General features: G+C 53.5%; 26 protein-coding genes. 15 read left to right on the top strand and 11 right to left on the bottom strand.

Annotated features, from left to right (window positions below):
* Window positions 1-28 precede the first annotated feature (28 nt).
* Window positions 29-832 (top strand): hypothetical protein, encoded by an 804-nt coding sequence (locus tag TURPA_RS02400; RefSeq protein WP_014801685.1) that lies wholly within the window; start codon window positions 29-31, stop codon window positions 830-832.
* 1 nt (window position 833) lies between these two features.
* The gene (locus tag TURPA_RS02395) at window positions 834-2,375 is read left to right on the top strand and encodes an aldehyde dehydrogenase family protein (RefSeq protein WP_014801684.1); all 1,542 of its coding nucleotides are present in this window, start codon (window positions 834-836) and stop codon (window positions 2,373-2,375) included.
* An 11-nt stretch (window positions 2,376-2,386) separates the two neighbouring features.
* Here the strand turns inward: TURPA_RS02395 and TURPA_RS02390 are convergent, their stop codons facing one another.
* A complete protein-coding gene (locus TURPA_RS02390; RefSeq protein WP_014801683.1) occupies window positions 2,387-3,037 on the bottom strand; it encodes a CAP domain-containing protein in 651 nt (216 codons plus the stop codon).
* Window positions 3,038-3,117: 80 nt separating this feature from the next.
* On the opposite strand from TURPA_RS02390, the gene TURPA_RS02385 reads away from it, so the two are divergent.
* The 10 genes from TURPA_RS02385 (at window position 3,118) to TURPA_RS02340 (ending at window position 11,896) form a co-directional block, all read left to right on the top strand.
* Window positions 3,118-4,221 carry a hypothetical protein gene (locus tag TURPA_RS02385; protein WP_014801682.1) on the top strand — a complete coding sequence of 368 codons (1,104 nt, stop codon included), beginning with the start codon at window positions 3,118-3,120 and terminating at the stop codon, window positions 4,219-4,221.
* A 10-nt stretch (window positions 4,222-4,231) separates the two neighbouring features.
* Entirely contained in the window at window positions 4,232-4,894 is a 663-nt protein-coding gene (locus tag TURPA_RS02380) for a hypothetical protein (protein WP_014801681.1), read from the top strand.
* A gap of 39 nt (window positions 4,895-4,933) precedes the next feature.
* Complete coding sequence (locus TURPA_RS21295; protein ID WP_169314391.1) at window positions 4,934-5,626, top strand: hypothetical protein; 693 nt, start codon at window positions 4,934-4,936, stop codon at window positions 5,624-5,626.
* 37 nt (window positions 5,627-5,663) lie between these two features.
* A complete protein-coding gene (gene serS, locus TURPA_RS02370; RefSeq protein WP_014801679.1) occupies window positions 5,664-6,923 on the top strand; it encodes a serine--tRNA ligase in 1,260 nt (419 codons plus the stop codon).
* 3 nt (window positions 6,924-6,926) lie between these two features.
* Window positions 6,927-7,889, top strand: coding sequence for an RluA family pseudouridine synthase (locus TURPA_RS02365; protein ID WP_014801678.1), 963 nt, complete (start codon window positions 6,927-6,929; stop codon window positions 7,887-7,889).
* A 19-nt stretch (window positions 7,890-7,908) separates the two neighbouring features.
* Window positions 7,909-8,499, top strand: coding sequence for a D-sedoheptulose-7-phosphate isomerase (locus TURPA_RS02360; protein WP_014801677.1), 591 nt, complete (start codon window positions 7,909-7,911; stop codon window positions 8,497-8,499).
* Between the two features lie 41 nt (window positions 8,500-8,540).
* Window positions 8,541-8,903 (top strand): STAS domain-containing protein, encoded by a 363-nt coding sequence (locus TURPA_RS02355; RefSeq protein ID WP_014801676.1) that lies wholly within the window; start codon window positions 8,541-8,543, stop codon window positions 8,901-8,903.
* Window positions 8,904-8,932: 29 nt separating this feature from the next.
* Window positions 8,933-9,295: a hypothetical protein gene (locus TURPA_RS02350; protein ID WP_014801675.1), complete on the top strand. Its 363-nt coding sequence runs from the start codon at window positions 8,933-8,935 to the stop codon at window positions 9,293-9,295.
* 146 nt (window positions 9,296-9,441) lie between these two features.
* Window positions 9,442-10,983, top strand: a complete 1,542-nt coding sequence (locus TURPA_RS02345; RefSeq protein WP_157210366.1) for a tetratricopeptide repeat protein — start codon at window positions 9,442-9,444, stop codon at window positions 10,981-10,983.
* Between the two features lies 1 nt (window position 10,984).
* Complete coding sequence (locus TURPA_RS02340; protein ID WP_014801673.1) at window positions 10,985-11,896, top strand: tetratricopeptide repeat protein; 912 nt, start codon at window positions 10,985-10,987, stop codon at window positions 11,894-11,896.
* Window positions 11,897-11,901: 5 nt separating this feature from the next.
* Here the strand turns inward: TURPA_RS02340 and TURPA_RS02335 are convergent, their stop codons facing one another.
* The 3 genes from TURPA_RS02335 to TURPA_RS02325 form a co-directional block, all read right to left on the bottom strand.
* Complete coding sequence (locus TURPA_RS02335; protein WP_014801672.1) at window positions 11,902-12,258, bottom strand: cupin domain-containing protein; 357 nt, start codon at window positions 12,256-12,258, stop codon at window positions 11,902-11,904.
* 44 nt (window positions 12,259-12,302) lie between these two features.
* A complete protein-coding gene (locus TURPA_RS02330; RefSeq protein ID WP_014801671.1) occupies window positions 12,303-12,863 on the bottom strand; it encodes an NADH-quinone oxidoreductase subunit B in 561 nt (186 codons plus the stop codon).
* Between the two features lie 83 nt (window positions 12,864-12,946).
* Entirely contained in the window at window positions 12,947-13,348 is a 402-nt protein-coding gene (locus TURPA_RS02325; RefSeq protein WP_014801670.1) for an NADH-quinone oxidoreductase subunit A, read from the bottom strand.
* A gap of 96 nt (window positions 13,349-13,444) precedes the next feature.
* On the opposite strand from TURPA_RS02325, the gene TURPA_RS02320 reads away from it, so the two are divergent.
* Window positions 13,445-16,552, top strand: a complete 3,108-nt coding sequence (locus TURPA_RS02320; RefSeq protein ID WP_014801669.1) for a SpoIIE family protein phosphatase — start codon at window positions 13,445-13,447, stop codon at window positions 16,550-16,552.
* A gap of 82 nt (window positions 16,553-16,634) precedes the next feature.
* Here the strand turns inward: TURPA_RS02320 and fliP are convergent, their stop codons facing one another.
* Both fliP and TURPA_RS02310 read right to left on the bottom strand, forming a co-directional pair.
* Window positions 16,635-17,393: a flagellar type III secretion system pore protein FliP gene (gene fliP, locus TURPA_RS02315; protein WP_014801668.1), complete on the bottom strand. Its 759-nt coding sequence runs from the start codon at window positions 17,391-17,393 to the stop codon at window positions 16,635-16,637.
* A complete protein-coding gene (locus tag TURPA_RS02310; RefSeq protein WP_157210365.1) occupies window positions 17,390-18,121 on the bottom strand; it encodes a FliO/MopB family protein in 732 nt (243 codons plus the stop codon). The genes fliP and TURPA_RS02310 overlap by 4 nt, the downstream gene beginning before the upstream one ends.
* A 111-nt stretch (window positions 18,122-18,232) precedes the next feature.
* On the opposite strand from TURPA_RS02310, the gene TURPA_RS02305 reads away from it, so the two are divergent.
* On the top strand, window positions 18,233-18,679 hold the full coding sequence (locus TURPA_RS02305) for a hypothetical protein (RefSeq protein WP_014801666.1): 447 nt from the start codon (window positions 18,233-18,235) through the stop codon (window positions 18,677-18,679).
* On the opposite strand, the gene TURPA_RS02300 is transcribed toward TURPA_RS02305, so the two are convergent.
* Complete coding sequence (locus TURPA_RS02300) at window positions 18,658-19,113, bottom strand: arginase family protein (RefSeq protein WP_245536822.1); 456 nt, start codon at window positions 19,111-19,113, stop codon at window positions 18,658-18,660. The genes TURPA_RS02305 and TURPA_RS02300 overlap by 22 nt on opposite strands.
* A gap of 112 nt (window positions 19,114-19,225) precedes the next feature.
* Between TURPA_RS02300 and TURPA_RS02295 the strand changes: the two genes are divergently transcribed.
* Window positions 19,226-20,191 (top strand): IS30 family transposase, encoded by a 966-nt coding sequence (locus tag TURPA_RS02295; RefSeq protein WP_014801665.1) that lies wholly within the window; start codon window positions 19,226-19,228, stop codon window positions 20,189-20,191.
* Here the strand turns inward: TURPA_RS02295 and TURPA_RS02290 are convergent.
* The 4 genes from TURPA_RS02290 to TURPA_RS02275 are packed head-to-tail and all read right to left on the bottom strand — an operon-like array spanning window position 20,099 to window position 25,249.
* A complete protein-coding gene (locus tag TURPA_RS02290; RefSeq protein ID WP_053332098.1) occupies window positions 20,099-20,659 on the bottom strand; it encodes an arginase family protein in 561 nt (186 codons plus the stop codon). The two genes, TURPA_RS02295 and TURPA_RS02290, sit on opposite strands and share 93 nt — an antisense overlap.
* An 8-nt stretch (window positions 20,660-20,667) precedes the next feature.
* A complete protein-coding gene (locus TURPA_RS02285; protein WP_014801664.1) occupies window positions 20,668-23,835 on the bottom strand; it encodes a beta strand repeat-containing protein in 3,168 nt (1,055 codons plus the stop codon).
* A gap of 8 nt (window positions 23,836-23,843) precedes the next feature.
* Window positions 23,844-24,992, bottom strand: a complete 1,149-nt coding sequence (locus TURPA_RS02280) for an autotransporter domain-containing protein (RefSeq protein ID WP_014801663.1) — start codon at window positions 24,990-24,992, stop codon at window positions 23,844-23,846.
* Window positions 24,989-25,249 (bottom strand): hypothetical protein, encoded by a 261-nt coding sequence (locus TURPA_RS02275; protein ID WP_041948248.1) that lies wholly within the window; start codon window positions 25,247-25,249, stop codon window positions 24,989-24,991. Before TURPA_RS02275 ends, TURPA_RS02280 begins: the two co-directional genes overlap by 4 nt.
* Window positions 25,250-25,279: the final 30 nt, after the last annotated feature.

Below are 25,279 nucleotides of genomic sequence, written 5' to 3'. Positions count from 1 at the left end.
AAAGCCTATGAGTAGGCCCACGTAGCACATGTCTCTCAGCGAAGCTCAGAAAAACGAGCTCATGACCCTGCAAAAACTGGCTCGTCAATACGAAGGTATCATACGTACCTCGCGCAACGCCGATCAACAAGGCAAAGCGAAGATCGAACTCAAGAAAATACGCGACAAGATGGAGGCGATTGCCCCGGGCGGCAGTGCCGACCAGTTCTTGCAAGCCAACCCCGGCACCGTGCCGACTTATGGCAAAAAGAAAAGCATTGAGGATATAGGCGAGACATATCCAACGCTCGGCAAATTGCCCATGGCGCGCATTTCGCCCAACTCAGACGAGCTCGAAATCAACGTCCTGGGTTCTGTACTCGTCGCCTGGGAAAACACCTTCTACCCGGCGCTCGGCAAAATTAAACTTGATTTCGCGCTCTCTGCTGAACGCGACAGCCATTTTTCAGTGCTTGAAAGCCTCAAACGCCAGATGAAAATTCTATGCGAAACAATCGAAGATATTCCACGCGCGGTGCGTGAAGATTCCAAAGCGCAGCTCAAAGACATGCGCACGCGGCAGCAGCGCCAGTTCATGTTCGACGGTGGCGCGTTTCTCAAGAAAATTCACGAATTCTGGAAAAACGTCTACGAAGATATTCAGGCCAACGGCCCTAAATGCTTCAATAAAGACGACCATATTATGGTCGACACGCGTCTCGAAGTGGCGAACTTCTTTCAGGGCAAATCGGTGCGCGAGACGGCGCGCTTCACCGTCATGTTTTTGCACGAAGCGATTGAAGCGCTGAACCTGCCCGATCTGCCGGTTGATAAAAATAAAAATCTGAGGTAACATGGCTGCGAAAAAGAAAGCGAAAGCAAAGACCCCGGCGCCGGTAAAAAAGAAAACGGCAGTCGTCGCTGCGGCGAGCGCCAAAACCGACATCATTCAATTTGGCAAAGCCTGGGAATACTCTGAAAGTATCGAGTCGGCAGCGATTGTCAAGATTGCCCCGAAATACAATCTCTTCATCAACGGCAAATTCGTCGCTCCCAAAAGCGGTAAATATTTCGCCTCGATTAACCCGGCAACCGAGCAAAAAATCGCCGACGTCGCCGAAGCGGGCGAGGCTGACGTCGATCTCGCCGTGAAGGCCGCGCGGCAGGCTTACAACAAAGTCTGGTCGAAGCTTCCCGGCAAAGAGCGCGCAAAATACATCTACCGCATTGCGCGGCTCATTCAAGACCATGCGCGCGAACTGGCGGTGCTCGAGTCGATCGACGGCGGCAAGCCGATTCGTGAATCGCGCGACGTCGATGTGCCGCTCGCGGCTGCGCACTTTTTCTATTATGCGGGTTGGGCCGATAAACTGGACTATGCGTTTCCCGGCCGCACACTGAAGCCTCTCGGTGTCGCGGGGCAGGTGATACCCTGGAACTTTCCATTGCTGATGGCCGCTTGGAAACTCGCACCAGCGCTTGCGTGCGGCAATACGGTTGTGCTGAAACCGGCTGAAACGACGCCGCTCACCTCGCTTTTTCTCGCGCAGATTCTGCAAGAGGCAGAACTGCCAGACGGTGTGGTCAACATCGTCACCGGCGCCGGCGCAACCGGGGCATCGGTGGTGTCGCACGCCGACGTGAACAAAGTGGCTTTCACGGGCTCAACTCTTGTTGGCAAAAAAATTCAGCAGGCCCTCGCAGGCTCGGGTAAAAAAATGACACTCGAGCTCGGTGGCAAAGCGGCAAACATCATCTTTGAAGACGCTGCGATCGATCAGGCGGTCGAAGGTATCGTCAATGGTATCTACTTTAACCAGGGCCATGTGTGCTGTGCGGGTTCAAGGCTGCTCGTGCAAGAGTCGATTCATGACGTTGTTGTGAAGAAGCTTTTCCGTCGCCTGCAGACTCTGCGCGTGGGAAATCCGCTCGACAAAAATACCGACATTGGCGCGATCAATTCAAAAATGCAGCTCAACAAAATCTGTGAGCTCGCCGACTCGGGCGTCGCAGAGGGCGCAGTGATGCACCAGAAGGCTGGCAAGCTGCCCGACAAAGGTTTCTGGTTTCAGCCTACGTTTTTCACCAACGTGACCTCGTCGAGCCGCATCGCGCGCGAAGAAATTTTCGGGCCGGTGCTTTCGGTCATGACGTTCAGAACTCCCGACGAAGCAGTTGAAAAAGCCAACAACACGCCTTACGGCCTTTCGGCCGGCATCTGGACAGACAAGGGCTCAAAGGCGATGAAGATGGCAAATGCGCTGCGCGCAGGTGTCGTGTGGATTAACACGTTCAACAAATTTGACCCGACATCGCCCTTCGGCGGTTATAAAGAATCGGGTTACGGCCGCGAAGGCGGCAAACAGGGCCTGCTCGACTATTGTAAGATAGAATAGCATTGGCTATTCTATCTTTCCTGATAGTCACCGGCAAAGGTTTGCACACACATCGTGCCGTAGACCTTGTGCGCGCCGCATGAGATGCCCACAACACCGAATGCCTCGTTGTAAATATTCTTGCGGTGGCCGCGCGACGGCACGGCATCGTCGACGATCAACTGAATAATTACCGCGCGACCCTCGTCGTTACCGTAACTGATATTTTCACCGGCAGTCTTTTGCCACTTGCCGTGGCGGTTCATGCGGTCGAAAGGTTTTGACCCGTCGGTGCCAAAATGCCCGGTCGAACCGCGCGGGCCGGTGTCTTTGACATGGTCTTTTGCTGCGAGCGACATGCCCTTCGATGGGCGAAATGCATCTAATGGCTTCTGCGATTTCAGCGCGCGAATCGCTTCGTCGACGGCTCGCGTGCCTTCGCTCGTCATCAGATCGATTTTGCCGGGCCTCTTCACGATCTTGCCGTTAAACTGCGCCCGGTAGTCTTCGAGCAGCCGCGCGAATGCCTTTGGGTTGGTGCGCGCGAGATTCAGCTCTTGCAGCACATCGTTCTCGAGTTTCGAGAGATATGAAGGCGTCTCTATAGCGATCGAACGTGCGAAAATACCCGTCGCCAGAATCAGCACCAGCATCAGGCGGATTTCCCATTTATATGTTTGCATGGCTGCACTCGGGGTCTGCACGACTTATCGTCAATGAATTATGCTTGCCGGGTGCTTCGCTGCAGGTATGGTTGTGCGGCATGCGCGCTGACTATAAAAAGCTGATGGCATTATTTGCGTGCCTTTCGATCTCGGCAGTACAGCTCTCTGCAGCCGATAAAACCAAATCTCTCGCGCGCGTCGCGATATTGACCTACGAAGACGACACAGGCACCAAAAACTTTGGTTATATGCCGAATTCTCTGACTGAAGCGATCGACAAATCTCTGCAGCAGAAATTCGAGTACGTGCGCGAAGACCCGGCAAAGTCTGACGCGGCGCGAAGAAAAATTAAATCCACCGGCATTCTGAATGCGGCCGAGGCCGCGCAATATTGCGCAAGAAATGACGTTCAGATTCTGGTTCTCGGCCAGTTCAAGTACGACGCGGCTAAAAAACAAATTGTGGTCGATACCTACATTTCGCTCGGCAGCAAAGAAAATTATCGCGCCTTACCCGAGAGGCGCAACCCGACCGATGCTTCTATTTTTGGTCTCGCCGACAAAGTCGCCGATGACATCGTCGCCGAGATGACAAAAATTGCGAAAGAGCAGAAGCTGAATGCAGGTAAGGCGACTGCCGCGCAAAAGGGCGAAAAGCTCGAGCTTGAAAAACAGATACCCGTTGTCTGGGCGTTCAAAGATTTCACCGCCAATCTCTCTGTGGGTGTAGCGTCACCGATCGACGATCTGAAAGAACCTTACTCTTCGGCAGGCAGCATCGCAGTCTCGGCAAAGCGGCTCGTCTGGCGCGGTATGTACGCGGGAGCATTCATGCAATTCTTTAAGCTCAATTCACGCGAAACGCAGAGTGCTTCGTTCTCGAGTTCGCTGACGGCTATACCGCTGACGCTCAACCTGGGCTATTCATGGTTCTTCTGGTCAGACCGCTGGCGGTTCGACGTCGAACTCGGCGGGGGTTATTACGGTGGCAAATTTGCCGTCAATTCAGGCGGCAATTCGTCGGGCGATATCTACAGCAAGACGTTCAGCAATCCCGCGGCGCGCTCGGCAGTGGCGTTGCACTGGCTATTCTTGCAGAATGTCTCATTCGGGCTTGAGTTCGGCTCTGTGGTGCTGTTCGACAAGGGCAACGAGGCGGGCCGCGTCGTGAATCTGCTGCTGTCAGCAGGGTATGTGTTTTAGAGGTAAAGCGATGAAACGATACGCAAAAATACTCTTACTCGGCCTCGCGGTAACGCATTGCAGCAATATCGGGTTTGTCGAAAAGGCTAAAGCTGTTGCGAATAATTCGTTTGGTATCGAGGTATTCGCGTTCGGTGGCTCTCTCGCGAACGGTTCTTTTCTTTCTGCGGGTAATGGCAGTCTAAACCCCGTTTGTCTCGCCGGTGGTATCGCGACGGCAAACTGTGCCTGTCAGGCAGAGGCAACGAGCAGGCAATTTACGGGCACTTTCAGGGCATGGATATCCATAAGTTCCGGAGCGGGCGCTGTAGATGCCATCTGCAATATCCAGGGTATTGAAGCAACTGGCTGTAGCGCTGAGACCACGCTCGGTCCGTTCATAGCCAGAAAGTCTTCAGGATATGCTTTGCTTGCGACCGATTATGCAGAACTCTCAAGCAGTGGCTTCAGGGTAAATCTCGAAGATGTCGGGCGTCCCGTTTTTACCGGTACCCGAATCGATGGCCGAGCCTCGGGGGCAGACTGCACAGGGTTTACAAGCACCGGCGGTGCGGCGACTTTCGGTAATTCAGGCCTTTCTGGTGTTGGCTTTACGAGCGTTACCAGCTCTGACACCTGTGGCGCAGTCAGCGGAAGCGGTGGCACCATTCTTTGCATGCGCCAACCGAAATAGATGACCAACCCTTCGGTGTTGACTGCTGCTGATGCCTGCATGAGCGAACGGCTTTCGTGCAGCGCATGCTGCGGCATATTTAATCTGAAGGGCAGCGACGCCGATCGCCGCGCCTGGGTTGCAGAGAATACCCGACAGTTTCTCGAACTTGATATTTCTGTCGCGGTCAACATCGTACAATACCGCAAAGACCGCGAAGCAGTGACACTGCCGAACAGAGTGCGCGACGACATTTATGTTTGCCCGTTTTTAGGTTTTGTGGATACACAAAACCAAAAAACGGGATGTTTGCTCCACCCGCAAGGTTCGCCGCACCGGCAGATTTCGTTGTGGCCGCACCCGCAGAATTTTTCTTTTTATGGCGAGGGCATTTGCCTCAGCTATGACTGCCTCGCGAAAGACAGAAAGGCGTACACGGGGGATTTTTTCGCCTGGGCAAGTACCGCTACTCTGTTTGCGTATGCGCGGCTCGCGTCTGACCATACGTTGCACCGCGCGCTCGGCCGATTCGCCGGGGGCGGCGTTTCTCTGCAGCAATTCTATACCGTGGTGGCGCATTTATATGAACGGCACAATGTGGTAACTACCTCTTTTGAAGACATAGAGCGGGTGCTACCCGACTCGCCCGAAGAGTTATGTCGCTTTCTGGCCCAGCGGATAGACCCGAGTCAGGTCGAAGAGATTGCACAAGAACTCAGCGCGGCTTACTCCGCTTGCAGCTCGCACAGTTAACGGCTTTGCAGCCTGTTTGAAATAATCACTTTTTCCCATGATTGATCACCAGCTGCTGAAAACCGACGAAGGCTTTGAGCGTGTGCTGCAGAGTCTCGCGAAGCGCGGTGACACGGCTTCGGCCGCAGACCTGAAAGAAGCGGCCGAAAAGCGCAGATTAATGATTCGCGAGGTTGAGGCGCTCTCGAATGAGCGCAATGTGCAGTCGAAGAAACTCGGCGAGCTCAAGGCGCAGGGAAAGCAGGCCGAGTTCGATGCGTTGCGCGAAACGATGAAAGACGTGGCCGACCGCCTCAAGGCACTCAAAGAAGAAGAGGCGCCGATAGAAGAGAGGTTTCAGAACCTGCTGGCGCGCCTGCCGAACATTCTCGATGAAAAAGTGCCCGCAGGCAAAGATGAAACTGAAAATGTCGTCGTGCGCACGGTGGGTGAGATACCCCAATTTGATTTTGAGGTAAAGCCCCACTATGAAATTGCAGAATCGCAATCACTGGTCGATTTCGAGCGTGGCGTTAAGATTTCGGGTGCGCGCTTCTATGTCTACAACGAGCAGATCGCGCGGCTCGAACGCCAACTTGCCAACCTCATGCTCGACCTGCACGCTGAGGCGGGCTACAAAGAGCGCATGGTGCCGCTTTTGGTGAAAGACGAGTGCATGTTCGGCACTGGGCAGTTTCCCAAATTCAATGATGAATATTACCGCATGGAGAAAGACGGCCTCTCGCTGATACCCACGGGCGAAGTGCCGCTGACGAACCTTTACGCCGACGAAATTCTGAATGCGGCCGAATTGCCCATTAAACTCACTGCATTCACGCCCTGCTTTCGCCGCGAGGCGGGCAGCGCAGGTAAAGACACACGGGGGCTCGTGCGTGTACACCAGTTCAACAAGGTTGAGCTCGTGAAATTCGTCAGACCTGAAGAATCAGAAAAAGAGTGGATTTCTCTCACACACGATGCCGAACGCGTGCTGCAAAAATTGGGCCTTACCTACCGCGTGCTGAGTCTGTGTTCGGGCGACATGGGCTTCACCTCTTCGATTACCTATGACCTCGAAATCTATATGCCGGGCCTCAAACGCTGGCTCGAGATTTCTTCATGCTCAAACTTCAAAGACTTTCAGGCACGGCGCGCAAAAATACGTTACAAGAACGAAGCGGGCAAAAACGAATACGTGCACACGATCAATGGCTCGGGCGTCGCAGCGGGCAGACTCGTCGCAGCACTCTTGGAATACCACCAGACACCGTTCGGCAAAGTGGATTGGCGGGCGATTGAGGCGAAGCTGAAAAGCTGAGCCATGGCAACTTACGGTTTCAAGAACCCGCAGAAACTGCACGGCGAACGTTTTGATAAAGTCTTGCACGCTCTTTTGACTGAGCGCGTCGAAGGCGGCGTCTCGCGGGGCATGGTGCGCAAGCTGATTATGATCGGCGCAGCCTATCTCAACGGCAGCCGTTGCCGCATTGCTTCAAAACCCGTATTTGCCGGCATCGAAGTGCGTGTCGAATACAAGGCAGACAGGCTGCCGCAGGCGCGGCAACAGAATGTGCCAGACCTGAACCCGTCAGATATTCTCTACCACCAAAACGGACTCATCGTCGTGAACAAACCACCACGCCTGCCGACAGTGCCGACGCTCGACAATGCACGCGACAACCTCGTCGCGGCGCTGAAGCGACTGCTGGCAAACACGACGCGCTCTTCGCCGGAGACCATGTACCTTGGAATTCACCACCGCCTTGATGCGGAAACATCGGGATGTATACTTTTTACGACCGACCCTGCGATGAATGTTTTTGCCGCCAACCTCTTTCAGGAAAATCTCATCAAAAAAGAGTATGTGGCTGCGACGAAGATGAAGCCCGGCATGCGCGAAAAAAAGTGGGAAATCAAGAACGAGCTCGTGCGCGCAGAGAAGAAACACAATCGTTATGCATCCACCGAATGGCTGGCTGCGCATGGCAAAACGGGCGCGAAGCCCGAAGGCTCTTTTGCCTTTAGCCGTTTCGAAATTCTGCAGACGCTTGAACCCAGGGCTCTGGTTCGCGCCGAGCCTGTCACGGGTCGAACGCACCAGCTGCGTGTGCATCTCTCTGAATTCGGCATGCCGATAATCGGCGACCGAACTTACGGCGGTGAACCAGCCGACCGGCTCATGCTGCATGCACGCCGGCTCGAATTTCGTGGCCCAGATGGCAAAGACGTCGTCGTCGAAGCCCCGGTGCCAGAAGCCTTCAAAAAGCTTTTCACCGCCAGCTGATTTTATTATATTGAGTCTAATGAAAGACTACATTCGTGCGCAGGTTAAAGATTCGATCAGCGTCAAAGAACGTTACCTTGCTGACGAAGCGAACATTAACCAGCTCGATAAGATCTGTGCCGATGTGATCGCGGCCTATAAGGCAGGCAAGAAGACCCTGATCGCCGGCAATGGCGGCAGTGCAGCAGACGCGCAGCATATTGCGGCAGAATTTGTCAGTCGCTTTTATTTCGACCGGCCCGCGCTCGCGAGTATTGCACTCACGACCGATACCTCGGCGCTGACTGCAATAGGCAACGACTATGGTTACGAACTGCTTTTCTCGCGCCAGCTTGAAGCGAATGCACAGCCGGGTGACATCTATATCGCGATCTCAACCTCAGGCAATTCCAAAAACGTTTTACATTCGCTTGAAGTTGCTAAAAAAATAGGATTAAAAACGATTGGGCTTACCGGCATGAAAGGCGGTAAAATGGCCGACATGGTCGATTATTGCGTACGTGTGCCGTCAGACGAAACCCCACGTATTCAAGAATGCCATATACTCATCGGGCATATATTGTGCGCCGCGGTTGAAAAAGAACTGTTTGAGAAAGAATACCGAAAGTAGAACTTGACTTACTATGTCTGTTTGCAGTACGGCCGAGTCGCATGCTCGACAAAAACAAAGGCCTAACATTCAGTTTTAAAGACGAACCGAACTTCACTGTTGTACAGCTGACCGGCGATCTGAATATGTTTTCAGCGCCTGAGCTCAGAACGGCGCTCGTGAAGCACCTCGAAAAGGGTATTGCCCGATTTGTGCTCGACCTGACCGAACTGGCATTCGTCGATTCGTCTGGTATTGGGGTGCTCGTGAGTTTTGTCAGCATGGTCAAAAAGCGCGAGAGTTCTAAAGTAGTGATTTGCGGCCTCAATGAGCAGATTCAAAACATCTTTGAGGTGACGCGGCTCTTGTCGGTTTTCAATATTTCTGCCGATCTCGAATCGGCCACGAAAGATGTCATGGCCTGAACGGAATATTCCGAAAAGATGTACATTCGATGCAAATAACGTTTTTTGCCGCCATGGAAGAGACACTGAAAAAGGCTTTGCGCAGCGGCATCGAAGCCCTGATCTCAGTCACCGAAGAAGTGCGGCACGGGCTCACCGTGCTCGACCGTGATATTCAGCAACTCAGCCAGCGTATCGCGGCCTCAAACACAGCCGAAGATACCAACGAGAAACTCGATGAACTCATTGAAAAATCGATTCAGGCGATTCGTGACTATGAAAAGCGTGCCACCGAGGTGAGCCGTGCGATTCAGGGTTACCTCGAACAAGTTGACCCGATGGCGCGCCAAAGCGTTCAAGAGCTGGCAGAAAAAGTCAGCAATCTGTCGAAGAGCCTCAAAGAACGCGTCTAGTCGCTGCCCTGGCGGCAGCAAAATAAGCTATATCGTATAGCATAAATTCTGCCTGGACGCCCTCCTTGGCGGCAGCAAAATAAGCTATATCGTATAGCATAATAAGTCGATATTTACCCAGACGGGGCGTCTAACCGACTATGAAAATGCGCAATCCATACTCCTATTTTTTGCTGGCGATGTTGTTTTTCGCCTCTGCAGCCGGTGCACAGAACCAGAAAAAAAGCAGCAAAGACCTTGCGGCTGAGGTAGATAAGCTCAACTGGGAAGGTATCGACCTTTCCAATGATTCGCGCTACCTCGATGCTGCTGATCGTTTTCAAAAAGCAATCTCACTCGACGATTCACGCGCCGCGCGCTCATACCATAACGTTGCCTACACGTACGAGCTTGCGGGCGATAAGAACAAGGCGCTGGAAAACTACCAAAAAGCGGTCGTGCGCAATCCACAGCAGACGGTATCATGGGCGAGCCTCGGGCGAATGCAGTACACCATGGGGCTCTACAAAGATGCGGTTTTCTCTGGTGAAACCACGCTGAAGCTCGACCCGCGCAACGCGTCGGTTCAAAAGTGGTTACCCGATGCGTACTCGAAACTCGCCGAGCAAAAAATTTATGACGCACGCAATGATCTGACCGGTGACCCGGCCACAAACCCGAACTGCGAGGCACGGCCCGAAGTGATCGGTGAGGTGGGTGTGTTTGCTTCGGCAATCGGCGTCATCGATAAACAGTCGACGGCGCTGAATCTCTATAAACCTGCAGGGGTTTTGCAGACACCTGCGGGCGCCTATGCGGAGTTCAATCCGTTGCGCGAGCTGACGTTCAGATTGAATGGCCAGACGCCATATTACGGCATTTTGCAGCCCACGTTTTATGCAGGCTCGCAGAAGATCGAGATGCAGTACAACTTCAAGTACTTCTTTTTCGGCGGCGGCATTCTCTTCAGCCAGCTGAATGTCGAGAACAGCACCGTGCCCGTGTCGACGACGACGTATATTCAGAATACCGATTATACTTCAATCTCAGACACAAAATTCGGTCTCTTTATGGGCGGCCGCGACGATCTGACATTTTTCGTTCTGCGCATATACCCCCGTTATCTGTTTCGCGATGCTGAAAGCGCGCCGAAGAGCACGTCTTTCGACGTGGCGAAGGTTGAAATCGAATACCGCCGTAATCTGCGGCTGCAGCTGGGTTCGGTTGTCGACGAAAAGCAACCGATCAGCAAAGGCCCGTTCACCGATATTATCGTGAAATTCGTGATCGACGAAATTTACCTCACCGAATACAAGCCGACAACCGGCACCGATGCCGTGGGTCACTATTTCGGTACTTATGACCTCTCGATTGGTATGGAGTTCGGCAAGTTGCAGCGCGAGTTCGACAAGGTTGCCACGACCTGGGGTTTTTTACTCACCAATCGGCTCTACTTTCAGAATACCGGCAATACGAACCTGACAAGTTTCGGCAACGGCCAGGGTTATTTCGGCTTCAATTCAACCGGAGCAACCACCGGAAACGCCTTCTCATCGTACCGCGGCAATTCGTTCATCGTCACGCTGTTCGCCGCGCAGATGTTTAAAAACCGCTACATTCTGCGGGAGCAATTGTTCTTCGAAGGCACACCCGGCTCTGAGCGCAACCATGCGATCGGTCTTCAGCTTTCGTTCGGCGTGAGGTTCTGATATGCGGTGGGCGATGTCGCTCTTGCGGCATTGCGTATTGCTCTTCACGGTTGTTTCATTACACCGCGCACAACCTGTCACTGCCGAAGATTTTCTCGAGCGGGCACGCGAACATTTTGAGCGCCGGCGCTTCTTGAACGCACTCGATTCGCTTCGTGTCACCTTGCAGATGAATAGCGATCAGAATACACAGCTCGAGGCTGAAGTTCTCTCTGCCGAGGCACTGCTGGCACTCGGCCGGCACGAAGAGGCCGTCAACATGTATGAACGCGCAATGGAACACGGCTATAATAAGCCCGAAGCTTATGCGTATCTGGCGGTACAATACGATGATCGCGGCAAATGGACACAGGCGAAGAAGTTTTATGAGAAATATCTGGCTGTCAATAAGTCAGATTCGGCGACGCATATACGCTATGCGATAGTGCTGGGCCGGCAGGGAGACAGGCAGGCTGCGAAACAGGTGCTCGAGACGATCGAACCGGCAATGGCTGCGGTCGATACCGCGGAGTGTGATGCCATGGAGAAGAAGCAAAAAATACCTCTCGCACTGGCATGTTTCGAGCGCGCGAAGCTCAGCCGGCCTGACCGTGAGGGCAGCTACCTGGCGCTTTACCGCATCGCTGCGGCGGCGAGGCAGACTAAGGCTGCGGCCCGGCATGCGCTCGCTATTTATTCCCTATTTGGTTCAGAAGCGCGCTATATCTGGCCGCTGGTCGAGGTGAAGCTCGCCGAACGCCGGTTTTACGATGCCCGGCTTCTACTTGAAGAGATCATCAAAATTACCGGCGAGAACGCCGATGCCGAACGGCTGCTCAGTAATCTGCAAAGGCAGGCGCCGCAGGCTTTTGTGCGACCCTATCGCGCGAGCCCAAAAGAGATGCAGATGCTGAACGGCTATGAGCTGCGTTAAAGTGGTTAATCCTGCTGAGGAAAAAGTTTCTGCTTACCGCGCTCAGAATACAGTAAATAGAAGCGCGCGCCCGACTCTTGCGGAAAAGCCGCCATATGGACTGCGAATGGCTGAATCGTCACCATTTGCCCAGGATAAATATCGACGATGTCTTCTTCGATGATAAGGCGCATGACGCCCTCGAGTACGAGAATTGTTTCAGTGTGAGCGTGCGCGTGGTAGGGCACGATGGTGCCCTTTTCATTCTGCATCTCGTATATCTTGTAATCCTTGATCAGCAGCGACTTCAGAAACTTCATCAGCTCGACTTCGCTGCCGAAGATGCGCCGCGAATCTTGAATGTCGTAATATTGCGCTGCCATGTCTGACCTCACCTTTTGGGCAAATTATCGCTGTTAACGAACCCTCACTCTACGACTATGGGACGATTTTTCTCTTCGATTAACGCCAACTTATGGCGAATTTCTTCGCGGCGTTCTTCAATTGTCTGCGCGCGCAATTTTTTCTGCAGCTGCATCACCGCTTCGAGAATCGCCTCAGGGCGGGGAGGGCAACCCGGAACGTACACATCGACCGGCAGAATGCGGTCGATGCCCTGCAGCACCGCGTAGGTGTGGAACATACCCCCCGACGACGCGCAGGCCCCGACCGAAACCACGTATCTTGGGTCGGCGAGCTGTTCGTAAATATTGCGCAATACCGGAGCCATCTTGTAGGTGATGGTGCCGAGCACGAGAATCATGTCTGCCTGGCGTGGTGAGAATGACGGGCGTTCGGCACCAAAGCGCGCGATATCAAAATCAGAGGCACTTGTCGCCATGTACTCGATGCCGCAGCAGGCGGTCGCAAAGGGAAACGGCCAAAGCGAATAAGACTGCCCCCACGAGATAAAATCGTCGAGCGCGCCCACGATGAAGCTCTGGTCGAACTGGCCCTTTTCGGGGCCTGCTGAGCTGGCAGGGTGCATGGAGGCACCGGGTAGCCGCTCAACACGATGTTGATCTTGGCGGCTTCCAGGGTTAGTGAATCGGTTCGTGATCGTTTCAGTGCTCAATTTGGATCCTCCCAATTCAGGGCGCCTTTCTTCAGCACATAATAATAGCCGATGAAGAGAATTGCCATAAATATGACGAGTTCAACAAGCATCACGAAACCGAAGCCGGCTTCGCGAAACGGCTGAAACGATACCGCCCAGGGCATCAGAAAGATGGCCTCGACGTCGAAGATGATAAAAATCATCGCCACAAGGTAGAACTTTACGTTGAACAGCCCGCGCGCATCGTCGGTGTAGGGTATACCGCATTCGAACGTGTCAGGGTGCGATTCGGCGGGTTTGCTCGTGCGGGGTCTGATCTTGTGAGCGAGCAGCAGAATCAGCCCGGCAAAGCCGACGCCGAACAGAAGCTGCAGCAGAGCAGGCCAGAGAGAAGTGGGTACCGCCGAATTGGGCATACAGCAGTTTACTTAAACTTAAATCAGCCGTGAAGTAAAAAACCACAATACCAGAATCTTTAGTTTACATTATAGCGGGCATAGGCAGAACCGGGAATGCCCGCGTTGTATCCCAATTACTTCTTTGTAGGTTCGTTGCTGTCTTTTCTATTCTTATTATATGTGGCGATTCTGCTGTTTCGGGTGCCCAACCGCTCGCCGGCGAGCACGCAACTCGCGATTGCGATGGTTTTCACCGGAATTTTCAATCTGAGCTATCTGATCACGCATGGCATCTATACCGTGCCGAATTTTGCGACGCGCTGGCTGAATTTCTACACGGCGATGTGCGCAGGTCTTCACGTCGCCGCGTTCTTTCATTCGTTCCCGCGCGTTCACTCGACGCGCGTGGTAAAATGGGTTCTGGTTATTGGGCACTCCTCCATTATTCTGGTATCGGCATGGCTCGCATACGTCATGTTCAATTCGCCGCTCTATTATCTTTTTAACAGCCATTTCTGGGATTCAGATTCTCTGCCCGCGCAGAAGGCTGTCAGCCTCATGATTCTACTGCACTTCTTACACTTCGTCGCCACGGGTATCTGGCGCGGTTTCAAAGAGCGTGGCGACGAGCGCTCGGGCGTGTGGCTGATTGCGGCAGCGTTTCTGTTCGCGACAATACCGCCCGCGATCTTGCAGGTTCTCAGCCGCGACAATCTAATACCACGCTCGACTTTTATGACGGCCACGGTCATTTTTAACCTGTTCGGTTACTTTGCAGCGATCGTTACCTACATCAACGTCACGAAAGACCGTACCTCGGTTCTCTGGCGAATTACCGGCATTACACTCTTGACCGTGCTTTTGATATTTCAGGCGGTCGCGTATTACTGGCTGCACGATGCCGAGCGCAATTTCGATGCGCTGCTCTATGGCAGGGCGCGTGAAGGTTATGTTTTGGGCCGCCTACCAGACTATGGCGTCAAAAAAATAATCTATGACCACAAACAGAGTAAGCTTCTCTCTGCTCCCGGTGAGGATTACGAAAGTGAAACGGCCCTGTTGCAGCAGATGCAGGCAACCTATCTGCATGACAGTTTGCAGGTGCTCAAGGGCGATGCAGAAACGGTGAAGAAAGTGGCGCTCGATCTTCTCGCTCAGGTGTCGAAGCACTCGGCAATTCAATCGCGCTATTTGCAAGAACTGGTTTCGCGTGCCAATTATACCGATGGCGCAACGCTGACCGCAGCGATTCGCTCGCTCAGAAGCCAGCAGCTTTACCAGATCGCAAAGCTTCGGCAGATGAGCGACGCTGAGTTTGAGAAAAAAAGCGGTGAGGTGATTGCCGCACTCGATAAGAAATTTCCCGGGCTCGCCGAAGCCACAGAAAAATTGGGTGAACTCGCAGCTACGGAAAAGAAACAGCTGCTGATGGCATCTCTGACGCCATGGCGCGAAGAAGCGCAGCGGCTCTACCGAGGCCAGATACATTATGCCGGTAGCTTTCCGCAGCATTATGTATCTTACCCATTCGTTGACCAGGGACAGCAACGCGTCATTGAAGTTGCGTATCCCTATATCTATTACCGGCAGCAGATCGCCGCGGCAACGTGGCCGCTCGTGATCGTGATTCTGTCGTCGTACCTCTTTATACTTATTGGATTCTCCGTTTTCTTCAGGGGCGCCCTGATGCGGCCGATCAATTGGCTGGTCGATGGCCTTAAAGAGATTCACAACGACAATTTTGATGCCCGTGTCAAAGTTCAGGTTGAAGACGAGATCGGCTTTATGGCCAAGAGCTTTAACAAGATGGCGCGTTCAATTAAAGCCGGTCGCATGCGGTTGCAGCAATATGCCGAGCAGCTCGAAGAGAAAGTGAAAGAGCGTACGCAAGAACTGCAAACAACGCTCAAAGACGTGCAAGCGCTCAAGGCACAGCAAGACGGTGATTATTTTCTCACGACTCTGCTTCTAAAACCCCTCGGCGTGAATGAGGTCGACAGCTCCCTCGTAGGCATCGAGTCGGTCGTGCGGCAGAAGAAAAAGTTCGAGTTTCGCCACTGGAGTAAAGACATCGGCGGCGATATCAATATTTCGCACATAATTGAACTCGAAGGCAAACGGCACATCGCCTTCGTGAACGGTGACGCGATGGGCAAATCGATACAGGGGGCCGGCGGCGCGCTCGTCTTGGGGTCGGTTTTTCACACAATTGTTGAACGCACGCAGGCAACACTTGCGATGCAGCAGCAGGCACCGGAACGCTGGCTCAAGAATGCGTTCATTGAGCTGCACCGGGTGTTCGAGAGTTTCGACGGCTCGATGCTGATGTCGGGCTTTTTTGGCCTTATCGACGAGCACACGGGTCTGATGTACCATATTCTCGCCGAACACCCCCGCGCCGTGCTTTACCGAAACGGAAAAGCGGAGTTTATCGAGAACGATACCATGCTGCGCAAGCTTGGTACCGCAGGCGTTGAAGGTAAGTTGCAAATCGCAACAACCCAGCTCGAACCCGGTGATGTCTTATTCGTCGGGTCTGACGGTCGCGACGACATTATACTCGGGTACGATGAACATGGTGACCGTATTATCAACGAAGATGAGACGCTGTTCTTGCGCATTATTGAAGAAAATGGCGGACGCGTCACCGACATTGTGGGCGCAATTGAGCAGCGCGGCGAAATCATGGACGACCTCTCGATCATGCGTATCGAGCGCTATGTCGAGCAGCGCAACAACCACCACGCTTTCGACTATGGCGCGGTATTGAGCGGGGTGAAACGCGATCTTAAGACGGGGCAGACCGACAAAGCAATTCGGCGCATCGAAGCCTACCTGCGCCAAGATGAATTTTACCCCGAGGCGGTGAAGAATCTGGCGCAGATCTATTACCAGACCAAAGACTATGAAAAAGCCGCGCAGTATGCGCAGGATTATTTATGGCTAAAGCCAGCGGACGCACACTTTGTCTATTTCGCGAGCCTCTGCTTTCGCAGAATAAAAGACTACCGCAAGTCGATCGATCTTTCAGAGCGCCTGCGCCTCAGAGAAGTGCCGATCGCCAAGAACCTTGCGCTGCTGTGCGATCTGCACCTGCGCATGGGCAACTTCAAGCGGGCTGAGGCGATGCTCTCAGAACTCATTGAAATCGACAAGAATTTCGGTAGCATCGACATTTTGAAGCGCAAGCTCGCCGACGCACAGGCAAAAGCGGCGACGTAATTGCGGTATCGACGAAACCGCAACTGCGAGAGCTACCCGTAGCTTCCCTTCGACGAGCTCAGGGCAGGCTCCTCAGCTACGGTTACCCGTAGCTTCGGACGATTTCGTACGTGAGTAGTGTCCAGCCGTCGACGAGAACGAACAGAATAATCTTGAACGGCAGCGAAATCATGACCGGTGGCAACATCATCATGCCCATCGACATGAGCACACTCGCGACAACCATGTCGATAATCAGAAACGGCAAGAACAGGTAGATGCCGATGATAAATGCCTTTTTGATCTCGGTGAGCATGAAAGCAGGTATCAGTACCTGCATCGAAACATCGTCGATCTTCTTGGGCCTCTCGGCTTTACTTAACCGTACGAACAGGGCGATCTCTTTAATGCCCTCGCGGCCGATCTGTTTGACCATGAATTTTCTGAGCGGCGCTGCGGCTTCTTTAAAGAAACCCGTGTTGCTAATCTTGCCGTCAAGATAGGGGGTGATTGCCTTCTTGTTCATCTCGTCGAACGTCGGCGCCATGATAAAGAAAGTGATAAAGAGAGCCAGAGAAACCATGACCTGGTTCGGGGGCATGTTCTGCAGGCTGAGCGCGCGTTTCATGAAGTCGAACACGATAATAATCTTGGTGAACGACGTCAGCATCAGAATAATCGCAGGCGCGAGCGACAAGATCGTGAGCAGCAGCAGAATCTGCAGCGAGAGTGCGACCTGCTGTGGGTTCTTGGCCTGGGTGATATTAAAATCCACACGCGGGATAGGTACCTGCTGTGCGAACACGGCGCCGGCCGCGAAGAAAAGCGCGAGAACCACCGCGGCGCGAAATAACAATTTCATGGTTTATCCCGCCAGTCGAACTTTTCAGACCGCATTTTTCTCAGGCGCTCCATTGAGCTGCGGCGCTGCGCTTCGAGCTCTGTATTGTCGTCGCCGCTTTCTTGCAGCGAGAATGAACCTGGGTCTTTCTTGCCAAAGCGCTGCGAAAGGTTTGTCTTGATAACGCGCGAAAGTTCAGTTATAAAATCAACCTGCGGCGCCCGTTTGTCTTCGGCGCAGTCGAGCTTAATGCGGTCGACTGTGTACTTGTCTGTGACTTCGCTGATGAGCTGAACCGAGTTTTCGCTCACCCCCAGAATCATGAGGCGGCCGGCGATTTCGAGAATCTGCAGGCGCTGGTTCGGCCCGAGCGGAAAATCGTAAATGCTGGTGATCGCCGAAAAACTCTGTTGCGGCAATTCGCGTTTGAATTTGTAGAGGCGAAAGATACCATAAAATATTGCGAGCAGAAAACTCAACGTCAGCAGTGTGCGCACAAATTGCCAGACGAGCGAAGGTTGCTCGGTGCCATTCGCCGGCCGCCCCGGCGTGGCATCGAGCTCGCGCTGCAGTTGCCTGTCAAAATCGTCGAGTGTCTCGGCTTTGCGTGGCGCCTCGGTGGCAGGCTTCTCCACTGCGGCCGGGGCTGCGGGCGTTTTGACATCCGCATCTTGCGCCTTGAGATTCGGCGCGAACAAAATGAGGATAGAGAATACAATGGATAATTTCATCTGCCGAAGCCTGAACACAATGTGACATAATTCAAAACAGCGCGGCAACCAAAAAAGAGCGCCCGCGGTATTTTTCAGCACCGGTGAGAAAAAAACGGCGTTCTGTGGTATTTAGTCAGTAGAGGGGTTATGCTGACGACAAGTGTTTCATTGCCGGTAAAATTTGCGAACGTGTGGAGGCGCCGGCAGCGCGCGATCATGAGGCTCGCTATTCGGACGCTGCGCGTTCAGATGCGAAACGCCACCGTCAGGCGTGGGGTGAAGCGCACCTATAATCGCCAGGGCGGGGAGTTTGCCATCGTGACGACGCGTTTTACCGAGGCGGAGTATGATACGTTACACTTTGCGGCCTCGGCGATGCGCGTCAGCGTGTCTTGGCTGGTCTATTGCATGATCAAGATGTGGATTAAGCGCTCCAGAAGGCGACGCGCAAATCTGCACGTGACTAACTATGAACTCCATCTGCACGCGTGGGGTCAAAACGCCGGAATTTTGACCGAAAGCCTGTACTTCTACCCTAAATACCCGCGCTTGGAGAAAACCATAAACCTGAACTACGCCTCGACGAGCGCATGAACGACATTATTCCAGCCCGCAGCGATATTACTGAGGTTATAACCACCCCCGCCCAACGCCAAGAGCCGACCGCCGGCAAATTCACGCGCTATCGCCGCCAGATCGAGCGCCGCCTTGGTATACGAAGCGGGCGAATACTGCATGTGCGTCAGCGGGTCGCCGGCAATCGAGTCGGCGCCGCATTGTAAGATGATGAACTCCGGTTTGTGAGCGCGCAGATGCTCGACGACCCGGCCCCAGGCTCGGTCGAAATCCGCATCGTTCGAACCTGCACGCATCGGCAGATTCAGCTTCACGCCCGCCGCCGCGCCGACACCGATCTCGTGCGCATCGCCGGTACCGGGGTAGATGTGTTGCTGGTGCATGTCGGCAAAAATGAGGCCAGGGTGCGATTCGAAATCGTAGAAGACACCATCGCCGTGGTGCGCGTCGATATCGACGTAGGCAATGTGTAGATTCCAAAACGAAGTGCGATAGGATAAAGTAGTGTAAGGCCGCGCCGGGGTTTCGAGGTTGATTTGCGAAATACGACCACGGAGACCCCGGATGCGACCTTACGTTCAACTATCCAATGAAGAAAGACTGTGTATAGAAGAAAGCCTCAGGCAGGGCCGCCATGCCGGACGTATTGCCAGAGACCTGAAGCGCCACCCGAGCACCATTTATCGTGAAATCCGCCGCAATTCAATGCCGCGGCATTACAGCGCCCGCTGCGCAAAAGATGCAGCGCGCAGGCGCCAGACGAATACCAACGCCGCAAAGGTGACCCCGGAACTCTGGTCACAGATCGGCGCATCGCTCAAAGCGACGCTGTCACCGGAGCAGATCGCGGGGCGTATGCGGCTTGAACGCTTCGGCGGGGTTTGCATGCAGACGATCTATAATCATATCCGTAAGAAATCCGCCACATCGAATTTCTATCGCCTTTGCCTGCGCCGCAAGGGAAAACCATACAAGCGCACAGTGCGGATTGAGGCTGAAAACAAAGGGTTTTTACGCATTCACGACCTGCCAGCCGAGGCTTTGACGCGGCGAAAACCTGGCTATTGGGAGGGTGATTTGGTGGAGGGAAAAATCGGCACAGGACAAATCGCAACCTTTGTCGAAAGACATTCGCGCTACACCAAGGCGGCAAAAATCGAGCGCAAACTCGTTGAGCAGTTCAACGCGGCTGCACGCGACCTGTTCGCAGACGTCGATAATTCTCTGTTACGGGGTGTGATTTATGATCGCGGCACAGAAATGAGCGGATACCGGGACCTGCAACAGGTGCTGAATTGCGGAGTGTATTTCTGCGACCCAGGATCGCCCTGGCAGCGGGGAACGAACGAAAACACCAACGGCCTGCTGCGCGAGCCATTTCCGAAGGGAACGGACTTTCGGGAAATCGACCAGGAACAGGTTGACGCGGCGCTCGAATTACTGAATAATCGGCCACGCAAGCGACTGAATTTTCGGACGCCAGCCGAGGTCTACTTTCGGAGGTCGATTGCACTTCGTTTTGGAATGTAAGATGCGGTGGATTTTCTCCCGCGAGAAAAGCTTTTCGATCACGATGCCGGCATCGTTAAAGATACAAAAGCCGCCGGCCGTATCGCGCCGCGCATGGTGCAGCCCGGCAATCGGCACAAATGCCGCTTCGGTTTCACCCGCGATGATTGCATCTGCCGCCGCGAGCGCTGTCGCGCACACGGTGAGCGCAGCGTCGAAACAACCGGCAAAAGCCGGCGTGTCACCCCGGTCGAGCAGACCGAAGCCCTGTGCAGACGATCGGCGCACGAGTTCGATGTAGGCGCTCGTATGGTAATCTGCGAGAATCTGCGGGTCGCCTTCATGAGCATTCACCACAGTGCTGCGCTTCGGCAAATCACGCTTCAGAAACTCGTCATAAAACGCGCCGAAGCGTTTCGTGCTGAACGGATGCCCGCCGGGAAAACCGTAACGGGCGAGTGCCTCGCCGGCATAGACTTGCGTGCGCATTGGAGCAACTAGTATTCTAAGAGCAGCCCGGTCGTTGTGTCGATTGCGGCAAGATAATATGATGCTTTGGTTCCGATTGTACCGAAATTGCCGCCCGCGTAAAGCACGGAGCCGACAACAATAACGGTATGTACATCTGAACTGGCATTAGGGTCCCAGGCAGTCTCATTGCCTGTGGTCGCATCGAGTGCCGCGATACGGTTACGTGTCGCGCCGCTGATCACAGTGAAATCGCCAAATGCGTAGACGGTTGAGCCAGAGATCGCAAGACCGAATGGAGCGTCGCCTGCACTAGGGTTCCACGCTGTAATGCTTCCTGTGCCGATGTCAAAGGCCGCCGCTCGGTTACGCGATTGCCCTGCGATTGCGGTGAAATTGCCGCCGACAAAAACCGTTGAATCAGAGACTGCGAGTGCTGATACTGAGTTATTCGGGTCAGGCGCCCATGCCGTGGCATTACCGGTGGTGCTGTCGAGCGCGGCCAGCCGTAATCGCGGTTGGCCACCGATGGTTGTAAATGCGCCGATCGCGTACACGGTTGCACCAGAAACAGCGATTTCACTTACGGTAGAACTCGCATTCGGGTTCCAGGTAGTTGCGTCGCCTGTACTCAGATCGAGAGCCGCGATTCGGTTTCGTGATTGGCCGCCAATCGTGGTAAACGACCCCCCTACATACAAAGTGCTACTAGAAACCACCATATGATATACCGAGCTACTTGCGTTGGGGTTCCAACTGGTTGCATTGCCTGAGGCGCCGTCGAGTGCGGCTATGTAATTGCGGGTTTGCCCAGCGATTGTCGTAAAGTCTCCAGCTGCATAGATAGTTGATCCTGATGCTGCCAACTTTCTAATCAAGCCATTTGCATTCGGGTTCCATGGACGTAAGTATCCCGTTGCGGCATCAATGGCGGCTATATTATTGCGCGCTTGACCACCAATTGAACTAACGTTGCCGCCCACATAGACGGTCGAACCTGAAACGGCCACTGCAGTCACATTGCCCATGGAATTTGGGTTCCAAGATGTTGCCAACCCGGTCGTGCTGTCGATTGCGGCTACTCGACTGCGCGTTTGGCCGCCTATTGTAGTGAATAGACCGCCAGCGTAGACCGTGGAGCCTGATACGGCCAGAGAATAAACAGCCGCACTCGCACCCGGGTTCCAAGCCGTTGCGCTGCCGGTAGTTGCGTCGAGTGCGCCGATATAGCTGCGTGACGAGCCGATGCTTGTGAAGTCACCGCCAAGATAAATTGTCGAGCCTGAAACCGCAATTTTCCTGACAGTATCGTTCGCCGTTGGCGCCCAGGTAGTTGCGCTGCCAGTCGTCGCATCAAGCGCGGCGATGCGGGTACGCGCCTGGCCACCGATATTCGTGAAATCTCCGCCAGCATAGATCGTTGTGCCCGACACCGCGATTGCTTGCACAACTCCATCGGCATTGGGGTTCCACGCGGTTGCATTGCCCGTTGTTGCATCGAGCGCTGCGATGCGGTTGCGTGTTTGTCCGCCAATGGTACTGGTGAAATTACCCCCGGCATAAACTACCGAACCCGAAACTGCCAGGGCGTATATCACGCACGAGCATCCAGGATTCCACGTGGTGGGACTTCCGGTCGTCGCATCTATGGCGCCCATAGAACTGCGCGCTTGGCCACCGATTGATGCAAAAGTGCCGCCGACGTAGACAGTTGATCCAGAGACGACGATCGCGTTGACGGTTGAAGTGAACGTACCCAGGATGTTTGGATTCCAGGCATTGAGTGAACCATCGGCATTGATGCGTGCTATGCGATTTCGTGTCTGATTGCCAATTGCCGTAAAGCTACCGCCTATATAATAGCCACCACTGCCATCGGGTACGGCGGCATAGATATAGCCGTTGACGCGATCTACCCACGAACCGGCAAAGCCACCACTTGAATTCACCAAAACCCCGGTGCCGGTATTTGGCCCTAACTGCGTGAATGTGCCACCAATATACACGGTTCCCGACGTCTCGATTATAGTTTCAACTGTTCCATCCGTGACATACCGGGTTTCAGCTGAGACCAAAAATACGTCGGTTGGCGTAGTATTGCCGCTTGCATCGTATATCGCACTCGCCGCTGCCGCCAGTGTATCATTCTTGCCGTCGCCGGTTGCAAATGCCGCATTAAGCGTCAGCGTAACTTTGCGGTCTGAGCCATCGGCTTCTGAGATACCGGCTATGGTGCCCGCGCCGGCAGTGTTAGTGTCTACATAGTTGAAATCGGCAATCTGAAGGTCGCCGCTACCTGCATTCGTATATACGGGTTCTGAAAATCGCACAGTAAGATTGGTAGATGTTGCAGGCGCCACAGCCGATACAATCACCGGAGCCGCTTTATCAGTTTCAGTGATGCTGCCGGTATTCACCTGTGACATGGTTGCGCCGCTTAGCCCTTGTAAACCCGGTGCAAGCGAGGTTGTGATCTCTGGCACCTCTGAGGTATCTATCGCAATACCTTCATCGAACTTGATATAGATGATGCTGTCATTGTCGACATCGGCCGCGACCGTCGGGTCGATACGTACGTTGTTTTTGCCTGCAACCTGCCAGGTGGCAGTGGCGGCACCTTCACTTGCCGAAGAGGCATAATTGGGAAAAGTTGCATCATTGAGAGTTCTGTTAAAAGTCAGCTTAAAGTGATCGATCTTTCCGTTCTTGTCGATATCCATAGTTTCGGCGGCGGTAATCTGCGGGGGAATTGCATTCGTGTCTATCGTTCGCGTTGTGGCAGCGAGACTATTGCCACCTGCATCGTAAATGCCGCTTAAAAATTGAATCTGATCGGCAGAGTCGCCGGCGACGACCAGATTATTTGTCGTGAGAGATATAAATCTATCTGACCCGTCAGCGTCACTGATTGCTGTTCGAGCTGATGCGCCAGTGCCATTGTTATTTACGTACCCGAAAGACGCTAACAACAGACTTCCCGAGCCCCCTGTTGTACCATAGACAGGTTCGTTAAATTCGATTTGTATTTCGTTTGTACCTGCTTCGGCTCTTACACTGACGATTAACGGGGGCGTCGTATCTTTATTGACTGCAGACGCATCACGAAACGTTGCTTCTCTCGGGCCGCTGAGCTCGCGGCAATGATTCAGAGCCAGCAAGCCGACGCAAAAGACGAATTTGCATATTATCTTTTTCATAATGTACCTCATAATCTGAATGTTAAACCACCAGTCGCGATCACTTGCCCCACTGATGCACCAATATAAAAGTGCTGTCGGTAAAGACCCTGCACGTTCAGATGCAGGCGCTGTGTAATTCGAAATCCTAATTTTAGCCCGCCTTCTGCAAACGGCGCGCTGGTATTGATAGTGTCTGAGTTGAGTTCTTTACCGGTCGAATCTACCGGTGCTACAGAGAGCGTCGAATAGTCGAGATTGAGGCTTGCGAGAGAGAAACCACCGCCGGCGAGCGGCATGAAGCTGAAGCGCCAGGCATCGATGCGCAGACCCAGGTGTGCGGCGAGCGAATAGTCAGTTGCATCCGCCTTGACTTTTTTGCTGTCGTTCGCGACGTTGAGGTTAGTTGAACCGAACTGTGCGCCACCCGCGATATCGATCGCCAATCGCGGCCAGAGAAAGTCGTGGTAACGGTAAGTGCCGTAGACCCCGATAGTCTGCGGTACGTCTTTATTGTGCAGTTTTTTATCTGTGGTGAAATTACCGCTGAAGATATCGGGTACGGAATGGGCAGAGATGCCGGCGAGAATACCGATCTCATGCGGCGAGATATCGTCAGCCTCGATGGCTTCTTGCCCAAGCTCTCCCTTATTAGGCAGTACAGACTTTGCCTCTTTGACCACCCGCGCCGCAAGTTCTTCGACTGCGCCAAAAAGTGACGCATCGGCGGGCATCACCATGTCGAATTCGCTAACGACTTTGCGTTTGCCGATGTCGAGAACGAACACGTGTGCGCGAATGACATAACTACCGGCGCGCACACCCTTGCTGGCTTTCTTTTCGATAATCGCCTGGTAAAAACCACCGACGACGATATCTTGCCGTGCGACGGCGCCAAGATTCAAGCCGAAACTGCGCGTGTAGTTGTCTTCGGGCCAGAGAAACAAATTCTTCTCTGCCAGCTTATGCCAGTCACCGCGCTGCATTTCGCGAAAGTCGAACTTCGCCTTTAAGTCGTTGCGCACCGCCTCGGTGATTGAGTCTTCGAGATAGGTGTAGTCAGGGTTCTTGTCGAGATTTTTGAAGTCGAGAATCATTACTTTTTTGAGGGATTGGGCAAATAGTTGCGGCGTGAACGTCAATAGCCCGAAGACAATTAATGCGATGTTTTTACTCATGAGTTTCTAAACTCCAGTATAGTGCTGCCATGCAAATCACCCGCAACCGCCGCCTTCTGCCATGCCTCTTTCGGCGTTTCAGAGTAGGCAAAGTTCTCTTTCAGCTTCGCGGTGAACGCGTCAGTAATCGAGCCGACCAGATAGTCATAGTTTGCATTCTTGTCGATGTTGACGACGTCGAGAATGAGGACTTTCTTGAGCGCGGCGGGGTGGAGCGCCGAGCACAATAGAAGCAAAGCGAATATTTTCAACCGCATCGTAGTGTTACCCCCAAATGAGGACATATA

Origin of the sequence: Turneriella parva DSM 21527 (genome assembly GCF_000266885.1) — a bacterium.
Taxonomy (GTDB): domain Bacteria; phylum Spirochaetota; class Leptospiria; order Turneriellales; family Turneriellaceae; genus Turneriella; species Turneriella parva.
The sequence above is the reverse complement of the archived record's forward strand: the minus strand, read 5'-3'. Positions and strand labels throughout refer to the sequence as shown.

Coding starts and splice junctions, on each gene's coding strand:
- TURPA_RS02295 (WP_014801665.1), top strand. CDS start 19,226: ATGCGACCTTACGTTCAACTATCCAATGAAGAAAGACTGTGTATAGAA.
- TURPA_RS02395 (WP_014801684.1), top strand. CDS start 834: ATGGCTGCGAAAAAGAAAGCGAAAGCAAAGACCCCGGCGCCGGTAAAA.
- TURPA_RS02280 (WP_014801663.1), bottom strand. CDS start 24,992: ATGAGTAAAAACATCGCATTAATTGTCTTCGGGCTATTGACGTTCACG.
- TURPA_RS02350 (WP_014801675.1), top strand. CDS start 8,933: ATGCAAATAACGTTTTTTGCCGCCATGGAAGAGACACTGAAAAAGGCT.
- TURPA_RS21295 (WP_169314391.1), top strand. CDS start 4,934: ATGAGCGAACGGCTTTCGTGCAGCGCATGCTGCGGCATATTTAATCTG.
- TURPA_RS02400 (WP_014801685.1), top strand. CDS start 29: ATGTCTCTCAGCGAAGCTCAGAAAAACGAGCTCATGACCCTGCAAAAA.
- TURPA_RS02390 (WP_014801683.1), bottom strand. CDS start 3,037: ATGCAAACATATAAATGGGAAATCCGCCTGATGCTGGTGCTGATTCTG.
- TURPA_RS02285 (WP_014801664.1), bottom strand. CDS start 23,835: ATGAAAAAGATAATATGCAAATTCGTCTTTTGCGTCGGCTTGCTGGCT.
- TURPA_RS02330 (WP_014801671.1), bottom strand. CDS start 12,863: ATGCACCCTGCCAGCTCAGCAGGCCCCGAAAAGGGCCAGTTCGACCAG.
- TURPA_RS02385 (WP_014801682.1), top strand. CDS start 3,118: ATGCGCGCTGACTATAAAAAGCTGATGGCATTATTTGCGTGCCTTTCG.
- TURPA_RS02290 (WP_053332098.1), bottom strand. CDS start 20,659: ATGCGCACGCAAGTCTATGCCGGCGAGGCACTCGCCCGTTACGGTTTT.
- TURPA_RS02380 (WP_014801681.1), top strand. CDS start 4,232: ATGAAACGATACGCAAAAATACTCTTACTCGGCCTCGCGGTAACGCAT.
- serS (WP_014801679.1), top strand. CDS start 5,664: ATGATTGATCACCAGCTGCTGAAAACCGACGAAGGCTTTGAGCGTGTG.
- TURPA_RS02355 (WP_014801676.1), top strand. CDS start 8,541: ATGCTCGACAAAAACAAAGGCCTAACATTCAGTTTTAAAGACGAACCG.
- TURPA_RS02340 (WP_014801673.1), top strand. CDS start 10,985: ATGCGGTGGGCGATGTCGCTCTTGCGGCATTGCGTATTGCTCTTCACG.
- TURPA_RS02305 (WP_014801666.1), top strand. CDS start 18,233: ATGCTGACGACAAGTGTTTCATTGCCGGTAAAATTTGCGAACGTGTGG.
- fliP (WP_014801668.1), bottom strand. CDS start 17,393: ATGAAATTGTTATTTCGCGCCGCGGTGGTTCTCGCGCTTTTCTTCGCG.
- TURPA_RS02325 (WP_014801670.1), bottom strand. CDS start 13,348: ATGCCCAATTCGGCGGTACCCACTTCTCTCTGGCCTGCTCTGCTGCAG.
- TURPA_RS02335 (WP_014801672.1), bottom strand. CDS start 12,258: ATGGCAGCGCAATATTACGACATTCAAGATTCGCGGCGCATCTTCGGC.
- TURPA_RS02365 (WP_014801678.1), top strand. CDS start 6,927: ATGGCAACTTACGGTTTCAAGAACCCGCAGAAACTGCACGGCGAACGT.
- TURPA_RS02360 (WP_014801677.1), top strand. CDS start 7,909: ATGAAAGACTACATTCGTGCGCAGGTTAAAGATTCGATCAGCGTCAAA.
- TURPA_RS02275 (WP_041948248.1), bottom strand. CDS start 25,249: ATGCGGTTGAAAATATTCGCTTTGCTTCTATTGTGCTCGGCGCTCCAC.
- TURPA_RS02320 (WP_014801669.1), top strand. CDS start 13,445: ATGCCCGCGTTGTATCCCAATTACTTCTTTGTAGGTTCGTTGCTGTCT.
- TURPA_RS02345 (WP_157210366.1), top strand. CDS start 9,442: ATGCGCAATCCATACTCCTATTTTTTGCTGGCGATGTTGTTTTTCGCC.